The sequence below is a fragment of the Synechococcus sp. CBW1108 genome (assembly GCF_015840335.1).
GTDB lineage: Bacteria > Cyanobacteriota > Cyanobacteriia > PCC-6307 > Cyanobiaceae > Cyanobium_A.
Window position 1 is genome coordinate 1,587,893 of record NZ_CP060395.1, and the last position, 26,460, is coordinate 1,614,352.

Annotated in this window: 31 protein-coding genes, 1 tRNA gene and 1 other RNA gene; 16 read left to right on the top strand and 17 right to left on the bottom strand. The window is 66.6% G+C overall.

Annotated elements, in window-relative coordinates; translation table 11 throughout:
* Nucleotides 1-17: 17 nt before the first annotated feature.
* Nucleotides 18-1,265, bottom strand: a complete 1,248-nt coding sequence (gene fabF, locus H8F27_RS08535; protein WP_197153215.1) for a beta-ketoacyl-ACP synthase II — start codon at nt 1,263-1,265, stop codon at nt 18-20.
* An 8-nt stretch (nt 1,266-1,273) separates the two neighbouring features.
* Nucleotides 1,274-1,516, bottom strand: a complete 243-nt coding sequence (acpP, locus tag H8F27_RS08540; RefSeq protein WP_197153217.1) for an acyl carrier protein — start codon at nt 1,514-1,516, stop codon at nt 1,274-1,276.
* 145 nt (nt 1,517-1,661) lie between these two features.
* Between acpP and psaC the strand changes: the two genes are divergently transcribed.
* Together psaC and glmS are read left to right on the top strand one after the other, a co-directional pair.
* The gene (gene psaC / locus H8F27_RS08545; protein WP_006042515.1) at nt 1,662-1,907 is read left to right on the top strand and encodes a photosystem I iron-sulfur center protein PsaC; all 246 of its coding nucleotides are present in this window, start codon (nt 1,662-1,664) and stop codon (nt 1,905-1,907) included.
* A gap of 88 nt (nt 1,908-1,995) precedes the next feature.
* Nucleotides 1,996-3,915: a glutamine--fructose-6-phosphate transaminase (isomerizing) gene (glmS, locus tag H8F27_RS08550; protein ID WP_197153219.1), complete on the top strand. Its 1,920-nt coding sequence runs from the start codon at nt 1,996-1,998 to the stop codon at nt 3,913-3,915.
* On the opposite strand, the gene H8F27_RS08555 is transcribed toward glmS, so the two are convergent.
* Nucleotides 3,902-5,371, bottom strand: a complete 1,470-nt coding sequence (locus H8F27_RS08555; RefSeq protein WP_197153221.1) for a mannose-1-phosphate guanylyltransferase/mannose-6-phosphate isomerase — start codon at nt 5,369-5,371, stop codon at nt 3,902-3,904. The genes glmS and H8F27_RS08555 overlap by 14 nt on opposite strands.
* Before the next feature lie 53 nt (nt 5,372-5,424).
* Entirely contained in the window at nt 5,425-5,976 is a 552-nt protein-coding gene (rimM, locus tag H8F27_RS08560; protein WP_197153454.1) for a ribosome maturation factor RimM, read from the bottom strand.
* A 75-nt stretch (nt 5,977-6,051) separates the two neighbouring features.
* Here rimM and H8F27_RS08565 point away from each other — a divergent pair, with 75 nt between their 5' ends.
* Nucleotides 6,052-6,231: an NAD(P)H dehydrogenase subunit NdhS gene (locus tag H8F27_RS08565; RefSeq protein ID WP_197153229.1), complete on the top strand. Its 180-nt coding sequence runs from the start codon at nt 6,052-6,054 to the stop codon at nt 6,229-6,231.
* Here the strand turns inward: H8F27_RS08565 and H8F27_RS08570 are convergent.
* Nucleotides 6,209-6,928: a ribonuclease III family protein gene (locus tag H8F27_RS08570; RefSeq protein ID WP_197153230.1), complete on the bottom strand. Its 720-nt coding sequence runs from the start codon at nt 6,926-6,928 to the stop codon at nt 6,209-6,211. The genes H8F27_RS08565 and H8F27_RS08570 overlap by 23 nt on opposite strands.
* 18 nt (nt 6,929-6,946) lie before the next feature.
* Nucleotides 6,947-7,355: RNase P RNA component class A (rnpB, locus tag H8F27_RS08575), an RNA gene on the bottom strand.
* 44 nt (nt 7,356-7,399) lie between these two features.
* On the opposite strand from rnpB, the gene H8F27_RS08580 reads away from it, so the two are divergent.
* Together H8F27_RS08580 and H8F27_RS08585 are read left to right on the top strand one after the other, a co-directional pair.
* Nucleotides 7,400-7,473: transfer RNA gene (locus H8F27_RS08580), tRNA-Arg, on the top strand.
* 143 nt (nt 7,474-7,616) lie between these two features.
* A complete protein-coding gene (locus H8F27_RS08585) occupies nt 7,617-8,756 on the top strand; it encodes an integrase (RefSeq protein WP_197153231.1) in 1,140 nt (379 codons plus the stop codon).
* A 387-nt stretch (nt 8,757-9,143) separates the two neighbouring features.
* Here the strand turns inward: H8F27_RS08585 and H8F27_RS08590 are convergent, their stop codons facing one another.
* The 9 genes from H8F27_RS08590 to H8F27_RS08630 all read right to left on the bottom strand — a co-directional run bounded on the left by H8F27_RS08590 (nt 9,144) and on the right by H8F27_RS08630 (nt 14,593).
* Entirely contained in the window at nt 9,144-9,911 is a 768-nt protein-coding gene (locus H8F27_RS08590; protein WP_197153232.1) for a Bro-N domain-containing protein, read from the bottom strand.
* On the bottom strand, nt 9,908-10,216 hold the full coding sequence (locus H8F27_RS08595) for a hypothetical protein (RefSeq protein ID WP_197153233.1): 309 nt from the start codon (nt 10,214-10,216) through the stop codon (nt 9,908-9,910). Before H8F27_RS08595 ends, H8F27_RS08590 begins: the two co-directional genes overlap by 4 nt.
* Nucleotides 10,216-10,803 (bottom strand): hypothetical protein, encoded by a 588-nt coding sequence (locus H8F27_RS08600; RefSeq protein ID WP_197153234.1) that lies wholly within the window; start codon nt 10,801-10,803, stop codon nt 10,216-10,218. Before H8F27_RS08600 ends, H8F27_RS08595 begins: the two co-directional genes overlap by 1 nt.
* Nucleotides 10,796-11,023: a hypothetical protein gene (locus H8F27_RS08605; protein WP_197153235.1), complete on the bottom strand. Its 228-nt coding sequence runs from the start codon at nt 11,021-11,023 to the stop codon at nt 10,796-10,798. Before H8F27_RS08605 ends, H8F27_RS08600 begins: the two co-directional genes overlap by 8 nt.
* Nucleotides 11,020-11,733, bottom strand: coding sequence for a hypothetical protein (locus tag H8F27_RS08610; protein WP_197153236.1), 714 nt, complete (start codon nt 11,731-11,733; stop codon nt 11,020-11,022). Before H8F27_RS08610 ends, H8F27_RS08605 begins: the two co-directional genes overlap by 4 nt.
* A 127-nt stretch (nt 11,734-11,860) precedes the next feature.
* On the bottom strand, nt 11,861-12,556 hold the full coding sequence (locus tag H8F27_RS08615; protein WP_197153237.1) for an XRE family transcriptional regulator: 696 nt from the start codon (nt 12,554-12,556) through the stop codon (nt 11,861-11,863).
* A gap of 43 nt (nt 12,557-12,599) precedes the next feature.
* Nucleotides 12,600-12,779 carry a hypothetical protein gene (locus tag H8F27_RS08620; protein ID WP_197153238.1) on the bottom strand — a complete coding sequence of 60 codons (180 nt, stop codon included), beginning with the start codon at nt 12,777-12,779 and terminating at the stop codon, nt 12,600-12,602.
* Nucleotides 12,776-13,153: a VRR-NUC domain-containing protein gene (locus H8F27_RS08625; protein WP_197153239.1), complete on the bottom strand. Its 378-nt coding sequence runs from the start codon at nt 13,151-13,153 to the stop codon at nt 12,776-12,778. The genes H8F27_RS08620 and H8F27_RS08625 overlap by 4 nt, the downstream gene beginning before the upstream one ends.
* A gap of 21 nt (nt 13,154-13,174) precedes the next feature.
* A complete protein-coding gene (locus tag H8F27_RS08630) occupies nt 13,175-14,593 on the bottom strand; it encodes a DEAD/DEAH box helicase (RefSeq protein WP_197153240.1) in 1,419 nt (472 codons plus the stop codon).
* Between the two features lie 106 nt (nt 14,594-14,699).
* Between H8F27_RS08630 and H8F27_RS08635 the strand changes: the two genes are divergently transcribed.
* The 7 genes from H8F27_RS08635 to H8F27_RS08665 all read left to right on the top strand — a co-directional run bounded on the left by H8F27_RS08635 (nt 14,700) and on the right by H8F27_RS08665 (nt 21,749).
* The gene (locus tag H8F27_RS08635; protein WP_094591370.1) at nt 14,700-14,903 is read left to right on the top strand and encodes a hypothetical protein; all 204 of its coding nucleotides are present in this window, start codon (nt 14,700-14,702) and stop codon (nt 14,901-14,903) included.
* A gap of 10 nt (nt 14,904-14,913) precedes the next feature.
* On the top strand, nt 14,914-17,526 hold the full coding sequence (locus H8F27_RS08640) for a primase-helicase zinc-binding domain-containing protein (RefSeq protein ID WP_197153241.1): 2,613 nt from the start codon (nt 14,914-14,916) through the stop codon (nt 17,524-17,526).
* Between the two features lie 287 nt (nt 17,527-17,813).
* A complete protein-coding gene (locus H8F27_RS08645) occupies nt 17,814-18,503 on the top strand; it encodes a hypothetical protein (RefSeq protein ID WP_197153242.1) in 690 nt (229 codons plus the stop codon).
* A gap of 104 nt (nt 18,504-18,607) precedes the next feature.
* Entirely contained in the window at nt 18,608-18,982 is a 375-nt protein-coding gene (locus H8F27_RS08650) for a hypothetical protein (protein ID WP_197153243.1), read from the top strand.
* A 4-nt stretch (nt 18,983-18,986) separates the two neighbouring features.
* Nucleotides 18,987-19,514: a hypothetical protein gene (locus H8F27_RS08655; RefSeq protein ID WP_197153244.1), complete on the top strand. Its 528-nt coding sequence runs from the start codon at nt 18,987-18,989 to the stop codon at nt 19,512-19,514.
* Nucleotides 19,511-21,193, top strand: coding sequence for a phage terminase large subunit (gene terL, locus H8F27_RS08660; protein WP_197153245.1), 1,683 nt, complete (start codon nt 19,511-19,513; stop codon nt 21,191-21,193). The genes H8F27_RS08655 and terL overlap by 4 nt, the downstream gene beginning before the upstream one ends.
* 22 nt (nt 21,194-21,215) lie before the next feature.
* Nucleotides 21,216-21,749 carry a sigma-70 family RNA polymerase sigma factor gene (locus tag H8F27_RS08665; RefSeq protein WP_197153246.1) on the top strand — a complete coding sequence of 178 codons (534 nt, stop codon included), beginning with the start codon at nt 21,216-21,218 and terminating at the stop codon, nt 21,747-21,749.
* Between the two features lie 21 nt (nt 21,750-21,770).
* On the opposite strand, the gene H8F27_RS08670 is transcribed toward H8F27_RS08665, so the two are convergent.
* Nucleotides 21,771-22,304, bottom strand: a complete 534-nt coding sequence (locus H8F27_RS08670) for a DUF6155 family protein (protein WP_231596610.1) — start codon at nt 22,302-22,304, stop codon at nt 21,771-21,773.
* Between the two features lie 126 nt (nt 22,305-22,430).
* On the bottom strand, nt 22,431-23,474 hold the full coding sequence (locus H8F27_RS08675) for a methyltransferase domain-containing protein (protein ID WP_197153247.1): 1,044 nt from the start codon (nt 23,472-23,474) through the stop codon (nt 22,431-22,433).
* 70 nt (nt 23,475-23,544) lie between these two features.
* Here H8F27_RS08675 and H8F27_RS08680 point away from each other — a divergent pair, with 70 nt between their 5' ends.
* From H8F27_RS08680 to H8F27_RS08695, 4 genes are all read left to right on the top strand, one after another.
* On the top strand, nt 23,545-24,963 hold the full coding sequence (locus tag H8F27_RS08680; RefSeq protein WP_197153248.1) for a DUF4055 domain-containing protein: 1,419 nt from the start codon (nt 23,545-23,547) through the stop codon (nt 24,961-24,963).
* A complete protein-coding gene (locus H8F27_RS08685; RefSeq protein ID WP_197153249.1) occupies nt 24,960-25,451 on the top strand; it encodes a hypothetical protein in 492 nt (163 codons plus the stop codon). The genes H8F27_RS08680 and H8F27_RS08685 overlap by 4 nt, the downstream gene beginning before the upstream one ends.
* 3 nt (nt 25,452-25,454) lie before the next feature.
* On the top strand, nt 25,455-26,102 hold the full coding sequence (locus H8F27_RS08690; protein ID WP_197147768.1) for a hypothetical protein: 648 nt from the start codon (nt 25,455-25,457) through the stop codon (nt 26,100-26,102).
* Nucleotides 26,103-26,176: 74 nt separating this feature from the next.
* Entirely contained in the window at nt 26,177-26,425 is a 249-nt protein-coding gene (locus tag H8F27_RS08695) for a hypothetical protein (RefSeq protein WP_197147769.1), read from the top strand.
* Nucleotides 26,426-26,460 lie beyond the last annotated feature (35 nt).

Genomic DNA, 26,460 nt, shown 5'->3' on the forward strand with positions numbered 1-26,460 from the left:
AGGGGAGGGGAGGGTGCTCACGCCATGCGGCGGAAGGCCAGGCAGACGTTGTGACCGCCAAATCCGAAGGAATTGGAGAGCACCACGTTGAGGGTGTGTTCCCTGGCCTGGTTGGGAACCACATCCAGATCACAAGCCGGATCTGGATTTTGGTAATTGATCGTAGGCGGCACCAGGTTGTTTTCTATGGCCAGCACGGCCGCGACGGCTTCGATGCCGCCACTGCCGCCGAGCAGGTGGCCTGTCATCGACTTGGTGGAGCTAACCGGAATCCGGTAGGCCCAGTCGCCGAGGGCGCTTTTGATGGCAGCGGTTTCGTTGCTGTCGTTGGCCTGGGTGCTGGTGCCGTGGGCGTTGACGTAGTCGACGGCCTCGGGCTCGAGTTGGGCATCTTTGAGGGCAAGCCGCATTGCTTCGGCCCCGCCGATGCCACCGGGGGTGGGCGAGGTGATGTGATGGGCATCACAGGTCATGCCGTAGCCCACCACCTCGGCCAGGATCTGGGCACCGCGTAAACGGGCATGGTCCAGGCTTTCCAGCACCAGAATGCCTGCCCCTTCGCCGATCACAAAGCCATTGCGCTTGGCGTCGAAGGGACGGCTGGCGGTGGCCGGATCGTCGTTGCGGAATGAAAGTGCCTTGGCGCTGGCAAAACCCGCCACGCCAAGCGGGGTGATCGCCGATTCCGCCCCGCCGCAAACCATGGCGTCAGCCAGGCCCAGCTGGATCAGGCGGTAGGCGTCGCCGATGGCGTTTGAGCCCGCCGCGCAGGCTGTCGACACCGCACTGCTGGGTCCCCTCGCCGCCAAGGCGATCGCCGTCAAGCCAGTGGCCATATTGGGGATCATCATCGGCACGCAGAAGGGGCTGACCCGATCGGGCCCCCGGTCTGCCAGCACATGGGCCTGGGTTTCCATCATCAGCAGGCCACCCACGCCGGAGCCGATGGCGGTGCCGACCCGATTCTGGTTGCTGGCGTCGATGGTCAGCCCGGCATGGCCCACGGCCTGCTTGGCGGCCACCACGGCAAACTGGCAGAAGCGATCCCAGCGCTTGGACTCCTTCGGCTCCAGCCAGCCGGAAGGATCAAAATTTTTGACCTCCGCTGCAAAGCGGCAGGCATGGCGGCTGGCATCAAACAGGGTGATCGGTGCCACGCCATTGCGGGCGGAACACAGACCTTCCCAATAGGTTTTGACATCGTTGCCAAGCGGTGTCACTGCGCCCAGACCGGTGACGACGACGCGCTGGAGTCCCTGCACCATGGAATGGCTCAGGCCTGCTTGTCCTGGATGAACTTGACGGCATCACCCACGGTGGTGATGCCTTCGGCAGCTTCGTCGGGAATCTCGATGTCGAAGGCTTCTTCCAGGGCCATCACCAGTTCGACGGTGTCGAGGGAGTCAGCACCGAGATCGTTCTGAAAGTTGGATTCGGGCTTGACGTCCCCGGAATCAACGCTGAGCTGCTCCGCAACGATCGAGCGCACTTTCTCGAAGATCGCTTCCTGGGACATGGCTGCTTTGAGAGTCGACGCACTCTACGGGTCGCTCTGCAGGGCATCCGCCGCCGTATGAACAAGGGTGACGGGGTCGGGGGGCCGCCGCTGGCTTGCCTGGGACTGTGGGTACGTTGGGCGTCAAGCCGTCCTTCACCGGGCCATGTCCCACGCCGTCAAGATCTACGACACCTGCATCGGCTGCACCCAGTGTGTGCGTGCCTGCCCTCTCGATGTGCTCGAGATGGTGCCCTGGGATGGCTGCAAGGCCGGTCAGATCGCCTCCTCGCCCCGCACCGAAGACTGCGTGGGTTGCAAGCGCTGCGAAACCGCCTGCCCTACCGACTTCCTCAGCATCCGCGTCTATCTCGGCGATGAAACCAGTCGCTCGATGGGCCTTTCCTACTGAGCCGGCTTTTCCCTGGTTCCAGGGCCCATAGGCTCAAGCCCGGCCCTTTGCCGGGCTTTTTTGTTGCGCTCTTCGCTGGCCCAGCCCTATGTGCGGCATCGTTGCCCTGATTGGATCCCGGGAGGCGGCTCCCCAGCTGCTGGAAGGTCTGCGCCAGCTGGAATACCGCGGCTACGACTCAGCTGGAATCGCCAGCGTGGATGGGGCGGGGCTCCACTGCCTCAAGGCCGAGGGCAAGCTGGTCAATCTCATGGCCCGCTTTGAGGCCGAGGGCGCCCCGGGCCACTGCGGCATCGGCCATACCCGCTGGGCCACCCACGGCAAGCCTGAAGAGCGCAACGCCCACCCCCACCTCGATGGCAGCGGCCAGCTGGCGGTGGTGCAGAACGGCATCATCGAGAACTACCGCAGCCTGCGGGAGGAGTTGCAGGCCGAAGGGGTGCTGTTCCGCTCCGAGACGGACACCGAGGTGATCCCCCATCTGCTGGCGCGGCAGCTGGCAAGGTTCACGGCGGCGGGTCGCAAGCCCAGCGGGGCCCTGCTGCTGGATGCGGTGCAGCAGGTGTTGCCCCTGCTGCAGGGGGCCTATGCCCTGGCGGTGGTGTGGGCCGAGGCCCCCGGGGCCCTGCTGGTGGCGCGCCGGGCGGCACCGCTGTTGATTGGCCTGGGGGAGGGGGAATTCCTCTGCGCCAGCGACACCCCAGCCCTGGCTGGCTTCACCCGCACGATCCTGCCCATGGAGGACGGCGAGGTGGCCCTGCTCACTCCGCTGGGTATAGAGCTATACGACCAGGCCGGGGGGCGGGTAGAGCGCAGCCCCAGCCTGCTGAGCGGCACCGAGCACGTGGCCGATAAGCGCAGCTTTCGCCACTTCATGCTCAAGGAGATCCACGAGCAGCCGGAAACGGCGGCGCTCTGGGTGGCCCGGCACCTGCCGCAGACGCTGCCCGGCGAGGCCGGCCCCCTGGTAGCCCTGCCACTGCCTGCGGAGGTGTTTGAGGGGGTGGAGCGGATCCAGATCCTGGCCTGCGGCACCAGTCGCCATGCGGCCCAGGTGGGGGCCTACCTGCTGGAACAACTGGCAGGAATTCCAACCAGCGTTTTCTATGCCAGTGAATTCCGCTACTCGCCGCCGCCGCTCTCCGCCCACACCCTCACGATCGGCGTGACCCAGTCAGGGGAAACAGCAGACACCCTGGCGGCCCTGGCCATGGAGCAGGAGCGGCGCCAGTTGATCCCTGATCCAGCCTTTGCCCCCAGGCTGCTGGGGATCACCAACCGGGCGGAGAGCTCCCTGGCCCGGATGGTGGATCACATCCTCGATATCGGAGCAGGCATTGAGGTGGGGGTGGCAGCCACCAAAACCTTCCTGGCCCAGTTGCTGGCTTTCTATGGCCTGGCCCTGGCCTTTGCCGAGCGCCGGCTGGGCAAAGAGCAGCATGGCGCCAGTTCGGGCTGCAGCCGCGCCGGTCTGGAAGCCCTGGTGGCCCAGTTGCGGCAATTGCCCCAGCAGCTCGAGGCCCTGGTGGCCGACCACGACCAGCGCTGCGCTGGCCTGGCCCACCGCTTTGAGGGCACCCAGGATGTGATCTTCCTCGGCAGGGGCATCAACTATCCAATTGCCCTGGAGGGTGCCCTCAAGCTCAAGGAGATCAGCTATATCCATGCCGAGGGCTACCCAGCTGGCGAGATGAAGCACGGCCCCATTGCCCTGCTCGATGCCAAGGTGCCGGTGGTGTCGATCGCCATGCCGGGCAAGGTGTTTGACAAGGTGCTCAGCAATGCCCAGGAGGCCAAGGCCCGGGACGCCCAGCTGATCGGGGTCGCCCCCAACTGCCCTGATGCAGAGTTATTTGATCTGCTGTTGCCGGTGCCGGTGGTGGATGAACTGCTGAGCCCTCTGCTCACGGTGATTCCCATGCAGCTGTTGAGTTATCACATCGCGGCCCACCGGGGCCTGGATGTGGATCAGCCGCGCAACCTGGCCAAGAGCGTCACCGTGGAGTAGCTGGCCCCCCGGCTGCGGCGACGTCGGTGCGACCGTAGCGATCGTCAAAGCGCACGATGTCGTCTTCGCCCAGGTAGGGGCCGCTCTGCACCTCAATCATCTCGACCGGGATCTTGCCCGGGTTGGTGAGCCGGTGCCGGCAGCCCAGGGGGATGTAGGTGCTTTGGTTTTCGCTGACCAGCTCCTGTTGACCATCCTTTTCCACCAGCGCCGAGCCCTGCACCACGACCCAGTGTTCGGCCCGGTGGTGGTGCATCTGCAGCGAAAGGCTGGCGCCGGGGTTGACCACGATCCGCTTCACCTGCCAGCGGGAGCCCTCGGTGACGCCGTCATAGGAGCCCCAGGGGCGATAGATCTTGCGGTGGGCCTTGCTCTCCGGGGCCCCCTGGCGCTCCAGCAGGCCCACGATCCCCTTGATGTCCTGGGCCCGGTTGCGGTGGGCCACCAGCACCACATCGTCGGTTTCCACCACCACCAGGTCTTCGACGCCAAGCCCCACCACCAGGCGGTGCTCGCTGCGCAGGTAGCAGTTGCGGGAGTCTTCGTGGATCACCCGGCCCCGCAGCACGTTGCCCTGGTCGTCCTGGTCGGCGGTTTCCCAGAGGGCGCTCCAGCTGCCCACATCACTCCAGCCCGCCTCCAGGGGCAGCACGGCGCCCCGGTCGGTGCGTTCCATGACGGCCACGTCGAGGGCCACATTGGGGCAGGCGGCAAAGGCTTCCCGCTCCAGCCGCAGGAAGTTGAGGTCGGCACTGTCCTGCTCCAGGGCCAGCCTGCAGGCACTGACCACCTCCGGCACCAGCCGTTCGAGCTCCGCCAGGATGGCGCTGGCCTTGAACAGGAACATGCCGCTGTTCCAGGTGAAGCGGCCGGTGGCCAGGAACTGCTCGGCGGTGGCCTGATTGGGCTTCTCCACAAACCGGGCGATCGGCACTGGCCTGTTGACCCCCCCGAGGGGCTCGGCTGCCTCGATGTAACCGTAGCCAGTTTCAGCTGTGGTGGGCACGATCCCGAAGGTCACCAGCTGGCCCGCCTCCGCTGCCGCCGCGCCGGCCGTGATCGTGTCGCGGAAGGCCGCGGAGTTGCGAATGGCGTGGTCCGCCGCCAGGACCAGCAGCAGGGGGTCATCGCCTTGGGCCGTGGCCTGCAATGCCGCCACCGCCACCGCCGGGGCCGTGTTGCGGCCTACCGGCTCTAGCAGGATCCCCGCCGGTTCAACGCCGATCTGGCGCATCTGCTCGGCCACGATGAAGCGGTGATCTTCATTGCAGATCAGCAATGGCGCTGCCAGCCCCTCCAGGCCATCCAGTCGCTGCTGGGTCTGCTGCAGCAGGGTTTCCTCGCCGCCGCCGGCCAGGGGCCAGTATTGCTTCGGATAGCTGGCGCGCGAGAGGGGCCACAGCCTGGTGCCCGTGCCGCCGCAAAGGATCACTGGAACCAGGGTGCTGACTGGCATGGGAGCGCCTGAGGTGGGCCCCATTCAAGGCCATCCAGCCACTTCGGGCCAGCTCAAAGGTCCAGTAGCCCTGGCGGTGGGGTGATGCCGATCCAGCCCTTGGCCAGGTGCACCTCTGGCACGATCGCGGTTACGAAGGGGATCAGTAGGCGGCGGGAACCGGTCGGGGTTTCCTGCTCCACCTCCAGCAGGTCGTTGCCGGCATGGATCAGGTTGCACACCCGGCCGATCGGCCGCTGTCCCTCCAGCAGGCGCACCTCGGTTCCCACCAGATCGAGCAGGTGAAATTCGCCCTGGGCCAGCTTGGGCCGGTCATCGGAGCGCACGAGCAGTTCGGCCCCCACCAGGGCCTCGGCTGCGACGCGGCTGTCAACGGCGGCCAAGCTCACCACAAACAGCTCCCTGCCCGGCAGCTGGCGGCCGCCGAGCAGTGCCACCTCCTGCGGGGTTTGCCCCTTGAGTTGTAGCCAGCGGCGACCGGCCTGGGTGAAGCGCTCCGGGAAATCGCTCAGGGGCAGGACGCGCAGTTCCCCCTTCAAGCCCTGGGCGGCCACCAGCTTGCCCACCACCATCAGGTCCGTAGCTGGTTCCTTAGCTGGTTCGATAACTGCTTGCATAACCGTCAGAGTGCCTTGCCATCGATAATGGCTGGACGCCTCGTCCCACGCCTCGCCCCAACCATGGCCGACCTGCCGATCCTGCCTGGCTCCACCGTGGTGGTGCGTGATGGCCGCTCCATCTACAACGGCTACCGGGGCTTTGTGCAGCGGATCAGCGGTCAGCGGGCCGCCGTGCTGTTCGAGGGCGGCAACTGGGACAAGTTGGTGACCATGCCGATCAAGACCCTCGAGCAGGCTTGATGGTCGCCAGGGCAGCCCGGGCTGCCGCCTGTTCGGCGCTGCGTCGCGAGGGCCCCAGGCCCGTATGGCTGGATTGACCAAGGATCTGCACCGTGCAGCCAAAGCGATGGGGATCGCCGTGCACCTGGCTGCGTTCGGTACAGCTGTACTGGGGCAGCCCCAGGCCCTGGCCCTGACTCCATTCCTGCAGTGCCGATTTCCAGTTATGGCGATCGGGATCGCTCAGCAATTCGGCGGCGCTGCGCTGCCAGTGGGGGGTGAGCCAGCAGTGCACCGGCTCTAGGCCGCCCTGGCCGCCCCCCCAGGCCTCATAGAGGCCCCCCAGCAGGGCCTCGCAACATTCCGCTCGCACGGTGGCCCGCCCGGCGCTGTCGCCAGTGGCCATCGGCCCAAGCAGCAGAACCGATGCGATGCCGCAGCGCTCGGCGATTTCAGCCAGCCAGCGGTCGCTCACGAGCTGGGCCCTCAGGGCTGACCAGCGGCCCACGCCCAGGCCGGGGTGGTGCCGTTGTAGAAATTCGGCTGCGGCCAGCCGCAGCACGGCATCGCCCAGAAACTCCAGGCGCTCGTGGTTGTGGGCCCGTCCCGCCGAGGTGTGGGTGAGAGCTTCCTCGATCGGGGTCAGGTCGCGGTCGCCGCACTCCAGGCCCAACGACCGGAGGAAGGCAACCAGTTGCTGGTGGCGTTCGGGCCGCATGGCTGGCTTGGGGGAAGGGGGTGAAAGCAGGTCGTAAGCCGGGTTCTGTTCTCCCATCAGCAAGCTGGTGGGGGGTGATCATCTGTCTGGGACCGCCGTTACCGGCGGCCTCGAGCGGCGCACTTGAATCGGGACGGGTGTCATGGCCAACCGTTGTCCCTGGGCCTTGCTCCCAGCCGGGGTTTACCGAGCCAGCACCTCTCGATGCTGCTGGTGCGCTCTTACCGCACCTTTGCACCCTTGCCTGTGCAGGGGGGAGCCCCCTGCCATCGGCGGTGTGTTTCTGTGGCACTGTCCTCACGGTCACCCGCACTGGGCGTTACCCAGCAAGCCTGGCCATTGGGGAGCCCGGACTTTCCTCAACCAGGCGCCCGAGCCGCTCCGCAGAGGCGGTTAGACCCTGATCGCGATCACCTCACCTGCTTTCACGTCCCATAATGCCGCTACGGGTCCCCCTGGGGATTTCCGCCGGGGGCTGTAGCTCAGCCGGATAGAGCGACGGTTTCCTAAACCGTAGGTCGTGGGTTCGAGTCCCGCCAGCCCCGTTCTTCAAAACTCCAGTTGCGGCAAGGGTTTTTAGGGAGGCGAGGGCCGAAAAATCGGCCTCCTTCTCCCCCTGCCGTTAGGCAAGCAGCTAGGCAAATCGGCCCGGATCGACCACGATTAGGCAAATGGTTAGGCAAATCCGGTGCCTCCCTCCGACCCCTGGCTCAGCCGCCAGAACGCCGCTCTGAAGCTGAAAGGTCACGGGGTCACCCTCGATGTGGCGGGTGGTCGGGTGCGCCTGCGGGCGACCATGCCGCCGCGACCCACAGACCCGCTTGGTGCCGAGCCGAAGCAGTACCGCATCAGCACCGGTCTCGCCTACCCGGATCAGGCCACCGAGTCGCTGCAGCTGGCTGAGCAGCTGGGCAATGCCCTTGAGCGGCACCGCCTCGGGCTGGAGGCCTTCAACTGGACGCCCTGGCTGCCCAAGGGACGCCAGCGGAAGCAGGCTCAGCAGGACGAACAGCCCGAAGGTGTCAGCGGACTCCAGGCGGTCCGCCTTACCCGCCAGTGGTGGGGCAAGCAGCGGCGCCGCGGCCCATCCGCCGAAGACAGCTGGAAGGTGGACTACGACGCCCCGCTGGCGCCCCTGCTGGAGATCAGCTCCCTGCGGTCCGAGCACCTGGTGGCGCTGGTGGAGGCCACGCCATCAGGCAGCCGCTCCAGGCGCCGGGCCTCTCAGGCCGCGGCCACCGTGGCCAGGGCTCTCGACTGGCCCGAGGTGCTGGTGTCCCAACTGCGGGAACTTGGCAAGGGCTACAGCGCCGCTCGCAGTCAGGCTCCCCGCGATCTGCCCAAGGATGAGGCGATCGAAGCGCTGATTGATCGGCTCTCGGCCTCGTGGCAGTGGCCGGTGGCGCTGGCCGCTGTCTACGGCTGCCGGCCCCATGAGGCGCTGCTGTTCGCCGAGGTTCAGCCATCAGGGCTGCTGCGTATCGCCGATGGCAAGACCGGGGCGCGGCAGTCGCTGGCCCTGCCGGCGGAGTGGATCGAGCGCTGGTCCTTGCACACCAAGCGACTGCCGGCCTTCAACCCCGAGCGCAGCCACCGTGATGTGGGGGCCCTGATGGGTCAGGCCTTCCGCCGTGCAGGAGCTGAGTTTCAGCCGTACGACCTTCGCCATGCCTGGGCGGTGCGGGCGATTCACAACCCAAAGATCTCGCCCTCACTGGCGGCCAAGTCGATGGGTCACAGCCTGGCGGTGCACAGCAGCGTGTACCAGCGGTGGTTCGATGCCCACGAGATGGAGTCTCTCCAGGCGGTGCTCAGCGCAGCGTCCTGAGATAGCGCTCGACGTTCACCAAATAGGCATGGCGTTTTCCAGAGGGTGAGGGCATCCGGCGGTAGCAGTCCGGGGGAAATCCACCACGCACGATGCGGTACTTGAGTGCCCGGGGCGACGAGAAGTGCAGTAGTTCAGCTGCCTCTCGCAAGGGGAGCCAGGGACTGCTTTTCCGCGCCGGCGATGGCTGTTGAGCCGTGAGCAACTTCAACTGTGCCGACAGTCTCGTGAGTTGATTCGTCAGCTCAGCCACCACGTGCTCCATATCGCTGTGGTCTGGCCTCATGGCTCACCCCCTTGGCATCGACCGGGGGGCCACCAGCGCCCTGCAGCTTTCGGCCGTGGTGATCCAGAGCCGCTGGCGGCCCGATGATGCGGCGCTGTCCATCAGCTCAGCTCCCGCACCACGTCAACAACGGCGGGGTTCCAGAGGATCTGGTAGCCGCTGTGCCCCTGGCGGCAATACGGCAGTGCCTCGCCCCACGGCCGGCCGGCATCGGTGAGCTCCCATTCCCCACGCTGGTTGCGGACCTGCAGCCCGCAGGCGGCGAGGTGCTGATTCGTGTCCTTGGCCTTCATGCCCAGCAACTGGCCCAGCCCCGTGGCATTGAGGGAGCAGATCGGTTCCTCCGTTGCCGGCAGTGCCCGCCGCAGGGATTCGGTCGCCAGGCCGGTGTTCTCCTGGATGCAGGTGAGCGTGGCGGCCATGGCGATGCCGCATTTCACGCCGGGAACCCGGGCTACGGCATCACCGATCAGCAGCAGGGCGCTGACGCGGTCCTGCTGGGCAGATGGCAGGGCGGCCACAGCGCCGGGGATGGCGTAGCGGCCGGTGCGGCGGATGGCGGGCAACACCTCGTGGGTGACCCAGCGTTTGAAACGCCTGGCCTCCGGCTTGCGGCTGCCGAGCACCAGGTTGTAGAGGCCGGGCTCATTGACGGTGCTCATGGACTGCTCGCCCCCGGGGGTCTCGGCTTGACCGAGACCCTTCTCGTCGTCGTCGAGCCGGTTGAGCGCGTCGCTTGGATTCCGGATTGCCAGGCAAGCGCAGACATCGGCGGCCACAAACCAGGGTTCGCCTTGCTCATCGGTGATCACCCGAACCTGGCGGCCCTCGAACTGGAAGGGCGCCAGGGACGATTCGTTGCTGTTCATGGGACCTGACGAGGTGTGACGGGGATGGGTCCGCCGGCGGCCATGCCGGCCGCGGCGGTGATCAAGGTGCGAGAGATTGCTGGTGCTGGTGAGAGCCGCGGCGGCACAGGCCCGGCGATCACCAGCAGGAGGGTGCTCAGCTGGAACACCAGGACCAGCAGCAGCAGCCGATACAGGCCCCGCAGGCTGCTGACGCTGACCGTGACGGTGGGCCGGCGGGTGCGGCAGAAGGCCGGCAGCTGGGACGTGCCCCCCTGGGGGCGGCCGCCACCAGCACCGCCGCGAACGTGGTGGAGGTGGGTCATCAGAAGGGCGCCTCCTCGTCGTCGCCATCCGCCGCCCAACCGCTGGCTGCCTCAGCGGCCGTGGTGGTGTAGCCCTCGACCTCCTCAAACCCATCGGTGGGGTCGACCTGCTCGTAGGGCACGAACTCCACGACCTGAGCAGCCCTGGGCTGGAACGTCATGCCGCAGCCGTTCTCCCCGTCCCAGGCATAGATGTCGAAGGCAACGATCACCCTGGAGCCGTTGCCGATGGCGGCCCCATCCCACGGCTGCTTTCTGGAATCGACGATTCGGGGGCCATCGGAGAGGGAGCCGTCGCGCCGCTGGAATTGCGGCACCTTGAAGCGCACAACGGTGAGCTCGCTGGGCTTCTCCTTATCGGCCTTCCAGGGGAAGCCCTTTTCGGCGCGCCGCTTACGGCTGCCATGCAGGGCGATGAACTGATCCTCCATCGCCAATAAGAAGGACTGGGCCTTCTCGTCGCTGTTGGGCAGCAGCAGATCGGCGGTCCAGGCCTTGGGCTTGCTCTTGTCGAGCTGGTGACGGGGGGTGATCAGGTGGGCCCAGCGCACTTCGGCGAGAGGGGTACGAAAGATGTCCTTAGCCATGGGTTGAATCGGTGGGAATGGGCTGTTGATCGAACGGGGGAAGGGGCGGCAGGCTGAAGCGCTCGCGCAGCAGGTGATGCACTGCTCCGCTGGCCGAGAGGTTGTGGCGTTCCATCACCTCCCGGACCCGCAGGTAGACGTCGGTGCGCACCTGGGTCTGGATGAAATGGCGACCGGCCACCGAGCGGGGCTGCTCGCCGTATCGGCGCCGGCTGCTCATGGCTCTGCCGGCGCTTGAGCGCCATCAGGTCCTTGCCCTTCGCACTCCTCCAGGAAGTGGTCGATGAAGGCGGCGTGCTGGTGCTGGGTGATGCGATCACCGATGGAGCGGGCATTGCGCGGCACCTGGAAGTGCTCGCGGAACGCCTTGGTCAGCTCCTGGCGAGCTGCCTGCGGGAGGGCGAGGATCCGCTGGTGGGTGGCCTCGATCTCCTTGGGCGTCAGGGGCTCCAGGGCGACATCGAGGTCAGCCACTGGGGCGCCCTCTCCCTCCTTGCTGGGCTCAGGCCCAGCCGGAGCACCAGGAGTCCCGATAACTGCGAGGTTCTTTGTGCCTTTCTTCTCAGGCTCTACAGGCTGAGCCTGTTTGGCCAAAGGGATGGCCAGCATCCAGCCGGAGGCCCGCAGCAAGTCGTCGACCTCGTCGGCCCACTCCTCGCTGCTGACCTCAGCTCCGCCGGCATGCATCACGGTGACCCGCAGCTTGTGGCGGCCGCGGATGTCGACCAGCTGGGCGCTGAAGGCAATGCCTGAAGCAAATGCTGGCCTGGCTGCTTCGACCACGGCAGCCAGATCAAGGGAAGGGACGGCCTGCACCTGTTCCTGGAACGAGGCCAGGGCGGCCGTAAGGGCGCGCTCGGCGCTGCCCTTTTCGTCGAGCAACGCGAGGGCGTCGGTTGACACGCCTGCGTGTGCGGGGGATTGCGTCATGGCAACTGAAAGCCGGGCTTGTGCCCGCTGGTCTGAGCTTAGTGGCTTGCTAACGCTAGGCGCAACCCCATGCTTTGCTTGCAATCGTCCGGGCTGCCCCCTGGCTGCGTCCGCCGGAGCGGTCCGATCAGGTGCCCAGCGCTTTCTGCTCCCAGGCGCCGATCCACTGCTCGGGAAGGAACTCTTCGCCATCCACCCAGAGCTGGGCCAGCTCAACCGAGCTGTAGTCGTCGATGGCCAGCACCTCTGAGAAACGCTTCTGGTGCTCCTTCGGTGCACCCTTGACCAGCTGCTCCAGGGCCTGGGTGACGTCGAGGCCGCCTTCCTTGATCACGCGGCGCACGTGCTGGCGCCATTTCTGACAGATCTCCTCGGCGCGCTTCGGCGTCAGGGTCGGCGCGGGCGCTGCTTGAAAGGATCTGGGCACCGGCACATAGCCGATGTAGCAGCTCCAGAAGTCCACTGCATCCCAGAGCTTGTCGTCATCGCCGCGCAGGGGCTCCGCGTCCTTCAGCTGGTCCTTCAACCGCTGGGACTTGACCGGTCCCCAGTCCTTCTCCGCCAGGCGACGGTTGAGCTCCTCGAGCTGGAAGAAGGCCTTCTGGCGCAGTTCACCGGCCTTGCCCTGCTCGATCACCGAGAGGTTGCCGTAGGAGATCACCTCAAACTCGGCCTCCGTGCCCCATTCGCAGGCGGTGTACTGGGTCCAGCCGTTACGGCGCCGCCAGTTGAGCAGCATCTTCCCGAAGGCCCTGCGGGACTCGTCCTGCCAGTCCAGGACGGCCTGGTAGGAGCGCTTGACGGGCTTCTTTGCTTGTGCCATAGCCCAATGTTAGGCGCTGCTTGGCACTGCTAGCCAGAGCTTGTTACTGCTTGGCAGGCTGCTTTCGGTGGTTTCCTGGCTCGGCCAAGAGCTGTTTGACCTGTTGGCCGGTGAGAACCCGGCCCGTCTGGGCCTGAAAGCGGAGGGCCAGCGTGTAGGGATGGGCGCCGGGGTAGCGACTGGCCAGAGCCTGCAGCTGCCTGCGGAGTTCGGGCCTGTTCATTGGCCTGACCCGGCCATGGCATCCAGGCCCAGGACCGCCTGGGCCTCTGCAATGGAGCGGCAGACCGCCCCCAAACCGCCCAGTTGCTGGACCAGCTGCAGAAAGGCCCGCTGCTCGGGGCTGACGGTTCCGCAGTCCGTCTTGATTTCCAGGGCGACGAACTGGGCAATCCGCTGGCCCACCATTTCGGGCGTCACCACCACGGAGCGCAGACCGATCAGGTCGCTGCTGCCCTTGCACAGCCCAAAGCGCACGAAGCGCCCCTGCTGGTCGACCAGGGCGCCGGTGTTGTTGCGCCAGAGCCGCACAGGCCCCCTGCCGCAGGCCAGACGGATGCGCTGCTGGATCTCGTGTTCGCTCGGGGAGGAGGCCATGCCTCCTCTTGCCGGGCAGGTTCATCGCTGCTGCCGTGCCGCCCAGACATGCCTGGCCCAGCCTGGCTTGTAGCCCCGCTCCTGCTCCCGCTCCAGCAGCTCCTCAAAGGTGCGGCAGCCCGCTGCCGGGTGCGTACGCCGCGGCCGTTGCTGTTGCTGCCTGGGCTTGGGTCGGTGGCGGGCTGCTGACCCCGTGACTTCCACCAGTTCACCCTCAACCTGCTGGAGCCCGCGGCGCTGCTCATCGCGCTCGTCGGCCAGGAACAGATGGCCGCAGTCGGGGCATTGCTGGGCGGCACTGGGGCAGCTGCAAAAGCAGACCGGGCAGTCCTTGATCGGAATTGAGGCGCCGTCCCGCCGGCGGCGGCCAGCCAGATTCCACTCCCGCTCATCGGTGGGCAGGCCGTGGCGATGGGCATTGCCGACGTGATCGAGGATCACGGCCTCCTGCTTTCCCGGTGCGGGCCGCAAGGCACGGCCGACCATCTGCAAATAGAGCGACAGGCTGGCGGTGGGCCGCATCAGGATCGCCCCGCCGACGGAGGGGATGTCGGTGCCCTCGGAAATGATCATGCAGCTGCTGAGCACTTCCACCTCACCGGTGCCGAGCCCGGCGATCAGGCGCTTGCGCTCCTCCGCCGGGGTGCTGCCGCTCACCGCCGCGGCGCGAATTCCCGCAGCGCGGAAGGCCGCGGCCATCTGCTCGGCGTGCTCGATCGTGCAGCAAAAGCAGATGGCCGTGCCCGGGTGAAGCCGGCGCTGGTAGTGCGAAACGGCATCGCCGATGGCGGCCCGATCGCCAAAGGCGCGTGCTGCCTCCTCCAGATCGAAGTCGCCCATGCGACGGCGGAGCTTGCTGTTCCGGGCGCCTGGCCAGGAGAAGACCCGGGGCTTGGCCAGCCAGCCCTGCTCCACAAGCCAGGCCGCTGAAGGCCCAAGCACCAGGGCCTCGAAATAGCCACCCGCCTCCACGCCCAACCCCTTGCCGTCGAGGCGTTCCGGGGTGGCGGTCTTGCCGATCAGGTGGGCCTCAGGCCAGGCGTTGATGACGCGGCCCCAGACATTGCCGGCCACCAGGTGGTGGGCCTCGTCCTGAATGATCAGATCCGGCGGCGGCAGCAGTGCGAGCCGCCGGACCACGGTCTGCACGGAGCCCACGGCGACCTGCCGGCCCTGCAGCCGGTGGCCGGGGGCGATCACATCGGGCTCCAGGCCCCAGGCCTGCACCGTGGCGGTGAGCTGCTCGATCAGCTCGGCCCGGTGGGCCAGCACCAGCACCCGCCGGCCCTTGCCGGCTGCGCCGCGGGCGATCGCGCCGATGGTCTGGCCCTTGCCCGCACCGGTGGGCATGACGGCGCAGACCCGGCGATGGACCTTGAGGGCGGCGCGGAGATCGGCCAGCAGCTGCTGCTGGTAGTCGCGCAGGACGATCGGGGCCATCAGGATCACAGGCGATCAGGACAAGAGTTAGCCGCTGGCCTTCTTTGGCTCAGCCTAGCGAGAGCTGGCCCACAGTATTAGGCTGTAGTTTACGAGCAGAGTTCCCATGTCCGACTACGCCCTGCCGGTGAGTGTCTCGATCACCCAAGAGCAGCTGGCCTGGCTGGATGCCCGGCGCCGCCATGGCTCCCTGAGTCGCTCAGCCGCCCTGCGCCAGGTGCTCGACGCGGTGATCCACCGTGAATCTCTGGTGCCCGCACCTGATCGCGGGTCTACGGGCAACCAGACGGTCGCCAGCCAGGGATGGTGAGCGACATCCCATGGCCGATGCCATTGCTGCGGCCCGGGGCCGCTGGCCGGAGATCCTTGCTGCCCTGGCAGGGCTGAGCGAAGCGGAGCTGAGCGATCGCCATCAGCCCTGTCCACTTTGTGGCGGCACGGATCGCTACCGCTTTGACGACAAGGACGGCAGCGGCTCCTGGTTCTGCAACCAGTGCGGCGGCAAGGAGCAACGCGGTGGCGCCGGCTCCGGCATGGACCTGCTGATGCGACGGCAGGGCTGGGGCTTTGTGGAGGCCGCCTGGCAGGTGGAGGCTTTCCTTGGCCTTGTGCCTGAGACCCCGGACACCAGCTCCAGCAAGGGCTCCAGCCGCAACGGCAAGCCCTGGCGGATGCCCGCAAAGCCCCCCGCCGAGGCTCCGCCGCCACCGTTGAACCGCGGCGCCACCGCTCAGTGGTCCTACCGCAACGCCGCCGATGAGGTGCTGTTCTGGATCCAGAGGATCCGGCTGCGCAGCGGCGGCAAGGCCTTTCTGCATCGCGTCTGGCTGGATGGGGACTGGCATCGTCCCAGCCGCCGCGATGCCTTCACCTGCGACTGGCCCACCCCCAGGCCCCTCTACGGACTGCCGGATCTCCTTCAGCGTCCCGAGGCCCCGGTGCTGGTGGTGGAGGGGGAGGGCACCGCCGATGCGGCTGCCCGCCTGTTCCCGCAGCACGTGGTGCTCAGCTGGGTCAATGGCGCCAAGGCGATCGCCAAGGCGGACTGGACGCCATTGGCCGGCCGTTCGGTGACGCTCTGGCCGGATGCCGATGCCGCCGGACTGGAGGCCATGGAGAGCCTGGCCGCTTTGCTGCACCCGCTTGATTGCCAGCTGCAACTGGTGGCCCTGCCGGCCAATCTGCCCCAGGGCTGGGACCTGGCCGATGCCGACTGGACGCCCCGGCAGGCCGCACGCCAACTGGCGAAAGCAGCCCAGCCATGGACCCCACCAGAGGCGGGTGGCGATGAGCCTCCTCTCCCACCGGCGGGTGCTGCAGTCCCCAGGCCGGCAGCGCCCTTCCTCTGCCTGGGCTACGACGCCGACGCGAACTTCTACCAACCTTCCAGCACCGGTCAGGTGATCCGGCTGCCCCGCGGCTGCCACACCGCAACTCACCTCGTCGCGCTGGCACCACTGGAGTACTGGGAGAGCCTCTACCCCAGCCGCACCGGTGTGAACTGGCCCGCTGCAGCCAGCGATCTGCACAAAAGCTCAGCCGCGATGGGGATCTTTGCGGTGGAGCGCATTCGCGGCCGCGGGGCCTGGTGGGATGAGGGCCGCACCGTGCTGCACCTCGGTGATCGCCTGATCACCCCCGACGGGGAGCACCCGATCACCAAGCCATTCCGCTCGCGGCACATCTACCAGCGCCTCGAACGCCAGGAGGGGCCTTGCGGCGTCAAACCCCTGACCGTGGAGGAAGCGGCGGTGATCGTCAGCATCGCCAACCGCTTTCGCTGGGAGGTGCCCGCCTCCGGCACCCTGCTGCAGGGCTGGGTGGTGCTGGCTCCGATCTGCGGAGCCCTGCGCTGGCGGCCCCACCTCTGGCTCACCGCCGGTGCCGGCTCCGGGAAGAGTCAGATCCTCGATCGCTTTGTGGTGCCGCTGCTCGGCGACCTGCGCCTGGCGGTGTCGGGCGCCACGACAGAGGCCGGCCTGCGCCAGACCATCTGCTCCGATGCCGTGCCGGTGGTCTTCGATGAGGCGGAGAGCAACGAGAAGGGCGACCAGCAGCGGATGCAGGCGATCCTCTCGCTGGCGCGGGTGGCCAGCAGCGAGAGCAGCGCCGAGATGCTCAAGGGTTCCCCCAGCGGCGATGTGAGCCGCTACCGGGTGCGCTCGATGTTCCTGATGTCATCCATCGCCACTGCCCTCAAACAGGGCGCCGACAAGAGCCGCTTCGCGCAGCTCACCCTGCGCAGCCCCACCGAGCTGGGCCAGGAGGAGCGCGAGGCCCACTGGCACAGCCTCGATCGGGATCTCGAGCGCTACATCACCCCGCAGCTGGCCCGGCGCTTGATCGCCCGGACGGTGTCGCTGATCCCGGTGATCCGCCAGTCGGTCGTGGTCTTCTCCGCGGCAGCCGCTCGTCACTTCGACTCTCAGCGACTGGGGGATCAGTACGGCACCTTGATGGCCGGCGCCTGGTCGCTGCTCAGCGATGCAGTTCCCAGCCAGAAGGAGGCCGAGGAGTGCATTGAGGTCCACAACTGGGACAGCTACAGCCAGAGCACCGAGGTTCCCGACGAGGCCCGCTGCATCCAGACGATCCTGCAGCGGCAGGTGCGGGTGGAGACCGACGACAAGCCCGTCACCCGCACCATCGGTGAACTGGTGGAGCTGGCCGCCACACGCAGCAGTTGCATCGACGTGAGCCCTGGCCTGGCAGCCCAGACCCTGGGCCGCCATGGCCTACGGGTGGATCAGGACCGCCTGCTGGTGAGCAACACCGCCAAGGCGATCGAGCACTTCCTGGCTGATACCGCCTGGCAGAACAGCTGGTCGGTGGTGCTGCTGCGCCTGAGCGGTGCGCAACGGGCTGGACCGGTGCGTTTCTGTGGCGCCGGCATGGTCAGCCGCGCCGTTGCCATTCCCCTGAGCGTGCTGTAACCAGCAGCCGTTACAAAACGGCCAGACATAACAACAGAGGTAACGCCCAGATTGCCTGCCGCGCAAGCGATCTGGGCCTCCGTAACGATGTAACGCTCTGGGGAGCACATAGAGCCCCCTATGAATTCAAAGACGAATGCACACCCCCTTGGTTTGGCACTGCTGCTTGCTAATGCTTCTATATCTGAAAAAGGGTTACATCGTTACAGGCACCCCCAGAAGCCACTGCCGGCCGGCGATCTCGGCTGTTACGACCACCGTCACACCGCGTCACAACTGAAACGGCCATGCTCACCACCACCACCTGGCTTGACCCCATTCCCGGCCTCTGGCGGGATGAGGATGCCCATCGCTACTGGCTCGGCGATCACCTGTTTCCGGTGTCGATCACCGGCGTGCTGGCCCATGGCCTGAGCGACTACGCCAAGCGCTCGATCGAGGCCAAGCGGCCGATCTGGGAGCCGCGCGGCACCACCGTGCACGCGGCCCTTGAGCACTACAGCCAGGCACGCTTCCTGATGGGCAAGAGCGCCAGCGATTCCCTGCTGGAAGTTGAGACCCTGCCAGGCCATCACCCGTACCGTGACTGGATCCTGCCGCTGCTGCAGCTGCCGCTCTGGGACGAAGTGGAGGTGATCGCCAGCGAGCGGCTCACCTGCTGCCTCACCCGCAACGTCGCCGGGGCCTTCGATGGGGCATATGTGTCACCAGCCCTGAGCGAGCGGCGAGGGCGGGAGGTGCGGGTGCTGTACGACCTCAAGACCCTCTCGACCTACGGCCGGCCCTATTCCACCGCCTCCCAGCTGGGCGGCTACATGGTGCTGGAGGCCGCCCAGGGGAATCACTACGAACTGGGCCAGACGATCTGGAGCAAGCCCGGCGAGGCGTTCACCAGCACCTTCTACAGCCGTGAGCAGTGCCTGAGCGCCTGGGCCGCCGCCTGGAGCCGCTACTGCCTGGCCCATCGACCCTTCTGAACGCCAGGATCACCGCAAGCAGGCCTGGCAGACTGGCCAGCATTCCATAGCCGCTAGATTGAGAAGGCTCGGAAACATCCGGGCAGCCTTTGTGGTGCTCCTCGATGGCGGATCTCCTCCTTGCTCCTGCTCCGCCGGCTCAAGCCGCAGATGCGGCTGATCTCGACGCCCTGCTGGACGCGGTCACCGCGATCAAGGCCCAGCAGAAGGAGCTGGAGCAGCAGCTTGAGCCGCTGCTGGAGGCCCTCAACACGGCGATGGCCACCGGCCAACTGGATCCCTCCTTCTCCCACAACGACTGGGCCTTCTGCCACAGCCCCGGCCGGCTGACGTACGACTTCCCGGCGCCGGTGCAGCAGATCGAGCAGCAGCTCAAGGCCGCCAAGGACAGTGCCATCCAGCAGGGCAGCGCCACCGAGAAGCGCGGCAAGCCCTTCTGGACCATCCGCCCCCCGAAGGCCCAGGACCAGCCGTTCTGAGCCGATGCCCCAACGTGTCGCCCACCACCAGGCCGCCGCCGATCCGGTGGAGGAGCTGCGCTCTGCCGCCAGCACAGAGGACGACAACGGCCAGCCGATCTACGAACCCACCGATCCCGCCCGGCCGATCGGGCATGCCAACCCTCCGCGACGCACCAAGGGACAGGCGGCCCAGCCGCCGCCCCGCCCCTCGCGGCTGGAGGTGGAACGCCGCGTCGCTGAGGGGCAGTTGTGGATCGCCCAGCGGATTCCGCTGGCTCTGATCTACGAAAAAGCTCGTGAAAGCTGGGGGGTGACCAACAGCCAGACGATCAACCGATACCTGAACCTGGCGCGCGAGCGGATGGTGGAGGAGCTGATCTCCGACCGGCGCCGGCACCAGGCCGAGCAGATCTTTGCGCTGAACGACTGCGCCCGGCGGGCGATGGATGCCGAGCAGTTCAGTGCTGCTGTGGGTGCCTTCCGGGTGATCGCCGAGATCGGCGGCCTGCTGCGGGCGCCGATCAAGCCGCCGGAGGCGAGAGGCTCATGACAGGCCTGCTGCTGGATTCCGCCAGTGACCTCTGGGCTGACTGGGGGCTGCTGGGTGTGCCGGATCCCTATCGGCAGCAGCACGGCCCCCAGGCCCATCTGGCCTTCCGTGATTTCATCGTGGCCGCCTATCCCGGCTACGCCTTCCACACCTGGGCTGAGCGGCTGATCGCTCTGCTGCAGCGGGTGGCTGATGGGGAACTCAACCGGCTGATCGTCTGCTGCCCGCCGCGGCTGGGCAAATCGCTGCTGGTCTCCAAGCTGTTTCCGGCCTACTGGGTGAGCCGCTACCCGCATCGCTTCTGCGCGATCGCCTCCTACTCGGCTGAGCTGGCCTATGCCCACAGCCGTGAGGCGCGGCACTACTACCGCAGCTGCGGCCATGCCCTCTCCAAAGACTCCACGGCGGTGGGCAACTGGTTGACGCCCGAGCGGGGCGGCTGCATCGCTGCCGGTGTGAGGGGTCCCTTCACCGGTAAGGGTTATGCGCTGGGAATCATCGATGACCCGTACAAGGGTCCGGAGGATGCCAACTCGGCGGCGCAGCGGCAGAAGCTGATCGAGTGGTTCCAGTCGGTGTGGCTCACCCGGGCCGAACCAGCCCCAGAGGGGCCCTCGCGATCGGGCCCTGCAGGTGCAGCGCAGGTGGTGGTGCTGACCCGCTGGCATCAGGACGATCTGATCGGCTGGCTGCTGGAGCAGGAGAGCGGTGCCGCGCCCCAGCACTGGCACGTGCTCAACCTGCCGGCCCTAGCGGAACCGCCCGCACAGCAATTGGTGTTCCCGGCCAGCTGCACGCTTGAGCGGGACTGGCGGCAGCCGGGGCATGCGCTGTGCCCGGAGCGATTTCCGCTGCAGGAGCTGGAGCAGATCCGCATCCGCGCCGGCAGCTACTGGTGGAACGCGCTGTATCAGCAGCGGCCCTCACCGGCGGAGGGGTTGCTGTTCCGGCGGCAGTGGATCCGCGCCTGCACAACCACCTCTGCCCAGGGCAGGGCCATGCCAACGGGGCAGCGGCCCTATGCCGCCGTGGTGCTGAGCTGTGACCTGAGCTTCAAGGGAGGGGAGGGCAATGACTACTGCGGCTTCTGCCTGCTGGGCCTGCTGGCGGAGCCGGCGATTCAGCACCCCCTGGCCCAAGCGCTGGCGCGGGGTGAGCAGCTGCACCGCAGTGCCGCCCGGGCACGCCCACCGGCCGCACCCATGGCTTCCCGGCCAGCCCAGCTGCCCGCCGATCAGCTGGCGGACAGCGGCCACCGGATTGAGGTGCTGTGGAGCGAGCACCACCGCCTTGATCTACCGGGTGTGGTGCGGTTCCTCGACCAGCAGCTGAGCGTCTTCCAGCGGCAGGGCACCGCCCCGGGTGCGGTGCTGATCGAGGACGCCGCCAATGGCCCGGCGGTGTGTCAGCTGCTGCGGCGTGAGATCCCGGGCCTGATCGCTGTGCGGCCGCAGGGCAGCAAGCTGAGCCGCGCCCATGCGGTGGCGCCATTGCTGGAGGCCGGCCAGCTGGCCTTCCGCAGCGGCAACGAGGCGCTGATCAGCGAACTGCTGGGTTTCCCCAACGGCGCCCATGACGACCTGGTGGATGCCTTCTGCCAGGGCGTGATCTGGCTGCAGACCCAGCACTGGCGCAGCCAGGGCAAGGCCGCGCCCCGGCCGCTGCTGTTCTCCCGCTGACCGCACGACACTCCTGCACCTGATGAGCACCACACCACCCGTTCACCGCTCCAGACCTCGGCAAGCCACGGCCCGGGTGACAACGCCCTGCCGCGCTCGCGGTCTGCGCCCGCGCTCACCCCATGCCGCGGCTGATGCCCTGGTGGTGGAGCACCTGCCGTTTGCGGCCAAGGTGGCGGCCAACTACGCGCGCCGCACCGGCCACCCCAGGGAAGACCTTGAGCAGCTGGCGGCGATCGGTCTGATCAAGGCCTCGCGCCGCTACGACATGCATCGCCCCGGCCGCAGCCCTAACCACTTCATCGCCTACGCCCGGCCGTATGTGAACGGCGAGATCACCCACTACCTGCGCGATAAGGGCTTTGCGCTCACCGTGCCGGGCCGCTGGCGGGAACTGCATGCGCGGGGGCAGAAGTTGCTGCGTGAGGGCCAGTCGCTGGAGCTGATGCTGCAACGGCTGGGGATCACGCCGGAGCGCTGGCGGGAGATCGTTCAGGCCTGCAGCGTGCGGGTGGTGGCGATGGCAGTGCGTGAGGCGGATCCAGAGCTGGAGTGAGCAGCTCTGCAACAGCACGCCTCAGTGCTCAGGGAACGCGGCGGCGGCGATGTCCGTGAGGTCGTCGTGATACCCCCAGCCGATTCCTGAGGACGAGCGCACGACCTCGGCCAGCCGCTCCCTGAAGGGCTCCTGCAAGACGACGGGCAGGCTGACGATCGCCTCGACGGCGCGGCGGGCCATGGCCACCAAGGCGCTGTAGAAGCCTGCATCGATGTCGCCGTACTCCACGGTGAAGGCATTGCCCTGCTCCAGGAAGAACAGCATCAGTTCGGCATGGGCCGCTGGATCGGCAACCGCCTTGCAGAAATCGGCAACGACCTTTTTCGCCTTGGCGACCTGCAGCGGGCGATCGCGCTGCACATCCGGATACAGACATTCAGTGACGATCGCCTTGCACTCCTCCATCGCGCCTTCTGCATCCGCGAAGCGGGCATGGAGGAAGACTTGATTGTCCTTGGAGAGTCGGTAAAGCTCGCCGATCAAACTGAGCAGCTCTCTCTGGCTCAGCTCGGAAGCAGCAGATTTAACGGTTGACCACGTTGGCTTGGGCATTCTGAATGCCAGTTGAGGAGATGGGAATAACGTGTTAGCTCACCGGTTTTCGGCGAATTCTGAGGATCAAATACCACAGGCAGTTCAAGCCGAAAATCCGGTGCAGCTGGTTGTTATGCCTCAATGCTATGCAGGTGGCTTTCGTCCTACGGCTATATACGCAGTAAGTGCACAGGTAAAGCCGCCGCCTTTCGTAAGCTCAACCAACTCGGAAATCCACGCGGCCCCTTCTTCTTCGGAAATCATATTGTTGCCGACTGCGCGCCGAAGAGTCTGACGGAGATTATATACTTTATCAGCAATATCGAACTCGCAAATAATCGAATTGCTGGGATAGATAACTACTTCAGCCAGACCTGCTTGGACAAAATAGGGCCTTAGATAGCGTCCAATCCAGGGACTCGTGAACGAACTAGTCCAAAGATCTTGGACAATCCGAGTAACTTCAACATTGCCGGAGTTGATAGAAAAAGTCCCCCAATCATTGTCATAGGCAACGATGAGGCCACCGGGCTTTAACGCACGTACCATTTCCGATATAGAAACCGTTGGTTCAGAAATATGCTGCAGTACCCGATCGATCCTGCATCGATCAAATGCTGAATCCCCAAACGGAAGCGCTTTAGCATCACATTGGCGAAACTCCAAAAGGCCGCTAGGTAAATCATCACGAGCAGTTGCTCGTTCGATCATTGATGCGCTCGCGTCGACACCAACTATCCGACCATTCGGCGAGACGAGCTCGGCCATACGAACCACATCATCGCCAACACCACATCCAACATCTAGTACGGAGGTGCCATTGGAAAGGTTGAGTAATTCATAGGTGTGCTGCTTGTATTCTCGAAAATAGGGCAGGGAATCAAGAAGGACGAGACAATCGGAAAAAGCGTCAGTATTCGAAGAAGCGTCTACATCGGCAAATCCGGAGGCTAAATAGGTGTCATCCATGAGAAGAAGAATACGTTCAGAGGCATAACTTGATTTTCGATGGTTCCGAGAACCCCATCGGCACGCCGATTGTTGTCCGATAACCAACCGCAGGGTGACAATCAAGGGATCATCGCGGGCTGTGATAGCAGTGGCTTTGTGTCGACCTTCGTCAACCGTACGTGTGGTTCGCGGGTCTGAGAACCATCCAGCACCAAGGTCTTGGCTCAGCTGCGCCATGCCTTCCAGCTCGGGGACTGCGGTACAGCGCAGGGGAGCACCGGCAATAGCCAGCAGCCGCTGATTGGGCTTGGCCCAGCTCCCCTCGGATTCATTCCCCTGGCCGCTGCACCCCAGCCTGGCGGCGCTGCTGCCGCGGCTGGAGCTGGTGCAGGACTGCTGGCAGCTGCTGGCGGGGCGGCGGGAGCAGTACCTGCCGAGGGGTGAGCGGGAGCCGGAGGCGGCCTACCGCCGGCGGGTGGAGGCGGCGTTGCCATCGGGGTTCTTCCGGGATGCGCTGCGCACCTTTGCGGGGATGCTGGCTTCCAGCCACTGGCGAGAGCTGCCGGCGTCCCTGCAGGCGGTGATCAGCGATGTGGATGGTTGCGGCACCGACCTGGGGGTGTTCCTTGAGGCGGCTGATCTGCTGGTGCTACGGGACGGTGCTGCCTTGGTGGGGGTGATTTCGCCGGTGCACCACTGGCCGAGTGAGGGGGACCGTCAGCAGGCGTTGCGCAGCGGTGATCGGCTGTCGTTGCCGCGGTTGCTGTTGCTGGAGCGCCGCAACGTGTTGCACTGGCACCTGCCCGGTAATCATGCGCTGCCAGATGCGATCACCTGGCGCGAGCGCCGGGTCGATGGCCTGCCCGCAGATGCAGAGCGCGCAGCAGGGCAAGAGCCCCCTCTCCACCCCTGGACCTACCTGACGGCCGCACTGGCGGCGGACGGTCCCGGGGGACCGGGTATGGACCTCACCACCGAGGCACTGGTGGCGGATCCCCAGGCCCCCAGCGGCTGGCGGCGGCAGCGCCTCGATCATCGCCACTACCGCGGCATCCGCCAGCTGCCGGCCATCTGGTACGCCAGCCATGGCACTGCCTTTGGAGAGGGGGAGCTGCCGCACCTGGGTCTGGCGCACCAGTACCTCAACCACTTCCGCTGCCAGAGCGATTACCAGGAGCTGCTGTATCGCACGGCCCTGCCGGTGGGGGTGCGCACCGGGGTGGCCGGCCCGATGGGCAGCAGTGCCACCTCAGAGCCGGTGGTGCTGGGTCCGAACACGGTGCTCGATCTGCCGGAGGGTGCCAGCTTCCAGTTCGTGGAGATCCAGGCCCGCTCCCTGGCGGAGCACCGCGCCTGGCTGGAATCGCTCGATCAGGGCATGCGCCGCGATGCCCTGATCCCCGCGGCGGCCCAGGGGGCGCCGCGCACAGCCACCGAGATCTCGATGGCGGCGTCCCAGGCCTATGCGCTGCTGCAGAGCCAGGCGATTCAGAAGGCCTCGATGTTCTCCTCCCTTCTGCAGCACTGGTGCGCGATCACCGGTGAACCGCTTCCTGTGCAGGAGGGCCCTGCACTGCTGGTGGAGATCAGCCCGCTGGCACCAGCCCCCAAACCGCAGCCCACGGTGACGGAAATGCTGCAGCTGTATGAGCGGGGGATCGTGAGCGATGGGGCCCTGCGGCAATGGCTGGGGGATCTGGCCGGCATCGCACCGGCTTCTGCATGACCAGCTGGCAACCGAGCGACCCCGAGGCGATCCGGCTGCTGCTGGCGCTGCCGGCGACGGTGCCCTGCCTGGCGGCGATCGGTCGAGCGATGGCGGATCTGGAGCGGCATCACCCCACCGGCGTGCTGAGCGTCCGGGCGCTGCTCGATGCGGCGGCGCTGATCGATCAGCAGCTGCTGGCCGGTGGAGTGGAACAGGAGCAGGCGATCGAGCGGCAGAGCCTCTCGGGGCCGATCGCCGGCTCGGTGGCGGCCGCCGGTGATGCGCCGCTGCAGAAGGCGGATGTAATCGCCTACGACACGGCGCTGCTGCGCCAGGAGAGCGAGACCGTCTACGCCAATCCCTGCTCCAACGCCTCAGCGCTGCTGAGCCAGCGGCGGCGCTACGGCGACCAGCTGCTGCTCCTGCTGCCGGGGCTGGCCAGCTGGGTGGCGTTCACCACTGCTGCTGCAGGTTCGATGGGGACAACGGCCCTGCTGCGGAGCTGAACGATGGCCGCCTCGCGCCCTGGACCGATCGTCAGCCCGCGGCGCTTCTCCAGCGGCCAGCACCAGCGCAACACCGCGGCCTGGGGCGCCACCCCCCTGCAGCCCTTGGCCAATGCCCGCCTGCTGCTGGCTGAAAATGCCATCCCCGGCGACACCACCTCGGCGGTGGTGGCCAGCCACGTGCTCGAGTGTTTTCTGGAGCGGGCCAACTACATCTCGGCCAAGGAGAACGGCCCTGGGGTGGAGACCGGTGACTTCACCTACAACGGCTATCTGACCCGCGCCGCCCGGCTGCCGCCGAATCCAGGGGCGATCTGGCTGAGCAGCGAGCTGGCGTGGCAGCAGCACGGCCGGCGGGTGGCCGCAGATGGCAGCACCCTGGTGGCTCCCTGCGAGGGACTCATCTGGCTGGGGGATCTGGCCCTGCTCAACCCCGCCGGCGATGCCGCCGTGGACCCCTACGCGCAGCACACCGCCTTTGTGGTGCTGGAGTTCGGCGCCAACTACGGCTCCGGCGGCATCGGTGCGTTGGTGCAGCCGCTGATCGGTGAGCGGGTGTTCGGCACGCTCAAGCCGAACCGGCTGCCAGCAGCAGCTCGATCCGCTCCCGCTGACCGAGGTGGCCACGGCGGATCGGCTGCGGCAGGTTGATGCCGGAGCGGTCTGCAGGACCTTTGACCGCCCGCAGCTTTTCCATGACAACAGAAGATCGACGCAGAAGCCGGATGGCCGTTGATGCCGTCCGGGAGCACGACCAACACCTGGCCTCTGTTCTGCTGCAGCTCTACCGGTTGCAGGAGCAGACCTACCGCCATTGCCCGCAATACCGGCAGATGGTGGATCGCTATCCCGTTCTCAGGCGCTCGATCGCCCACTGCCGGGCGGGGGAGGTGGTTGCTGATCCGCCTGCCGGGCAGCCGCTCAGGCGGCAGGCGACCCCGCTGCAATGGGACCGCAGCCACGGCGAGGGATGACGCGCAACTTGCTGCGCCTGCCTCGGCAACAGGGA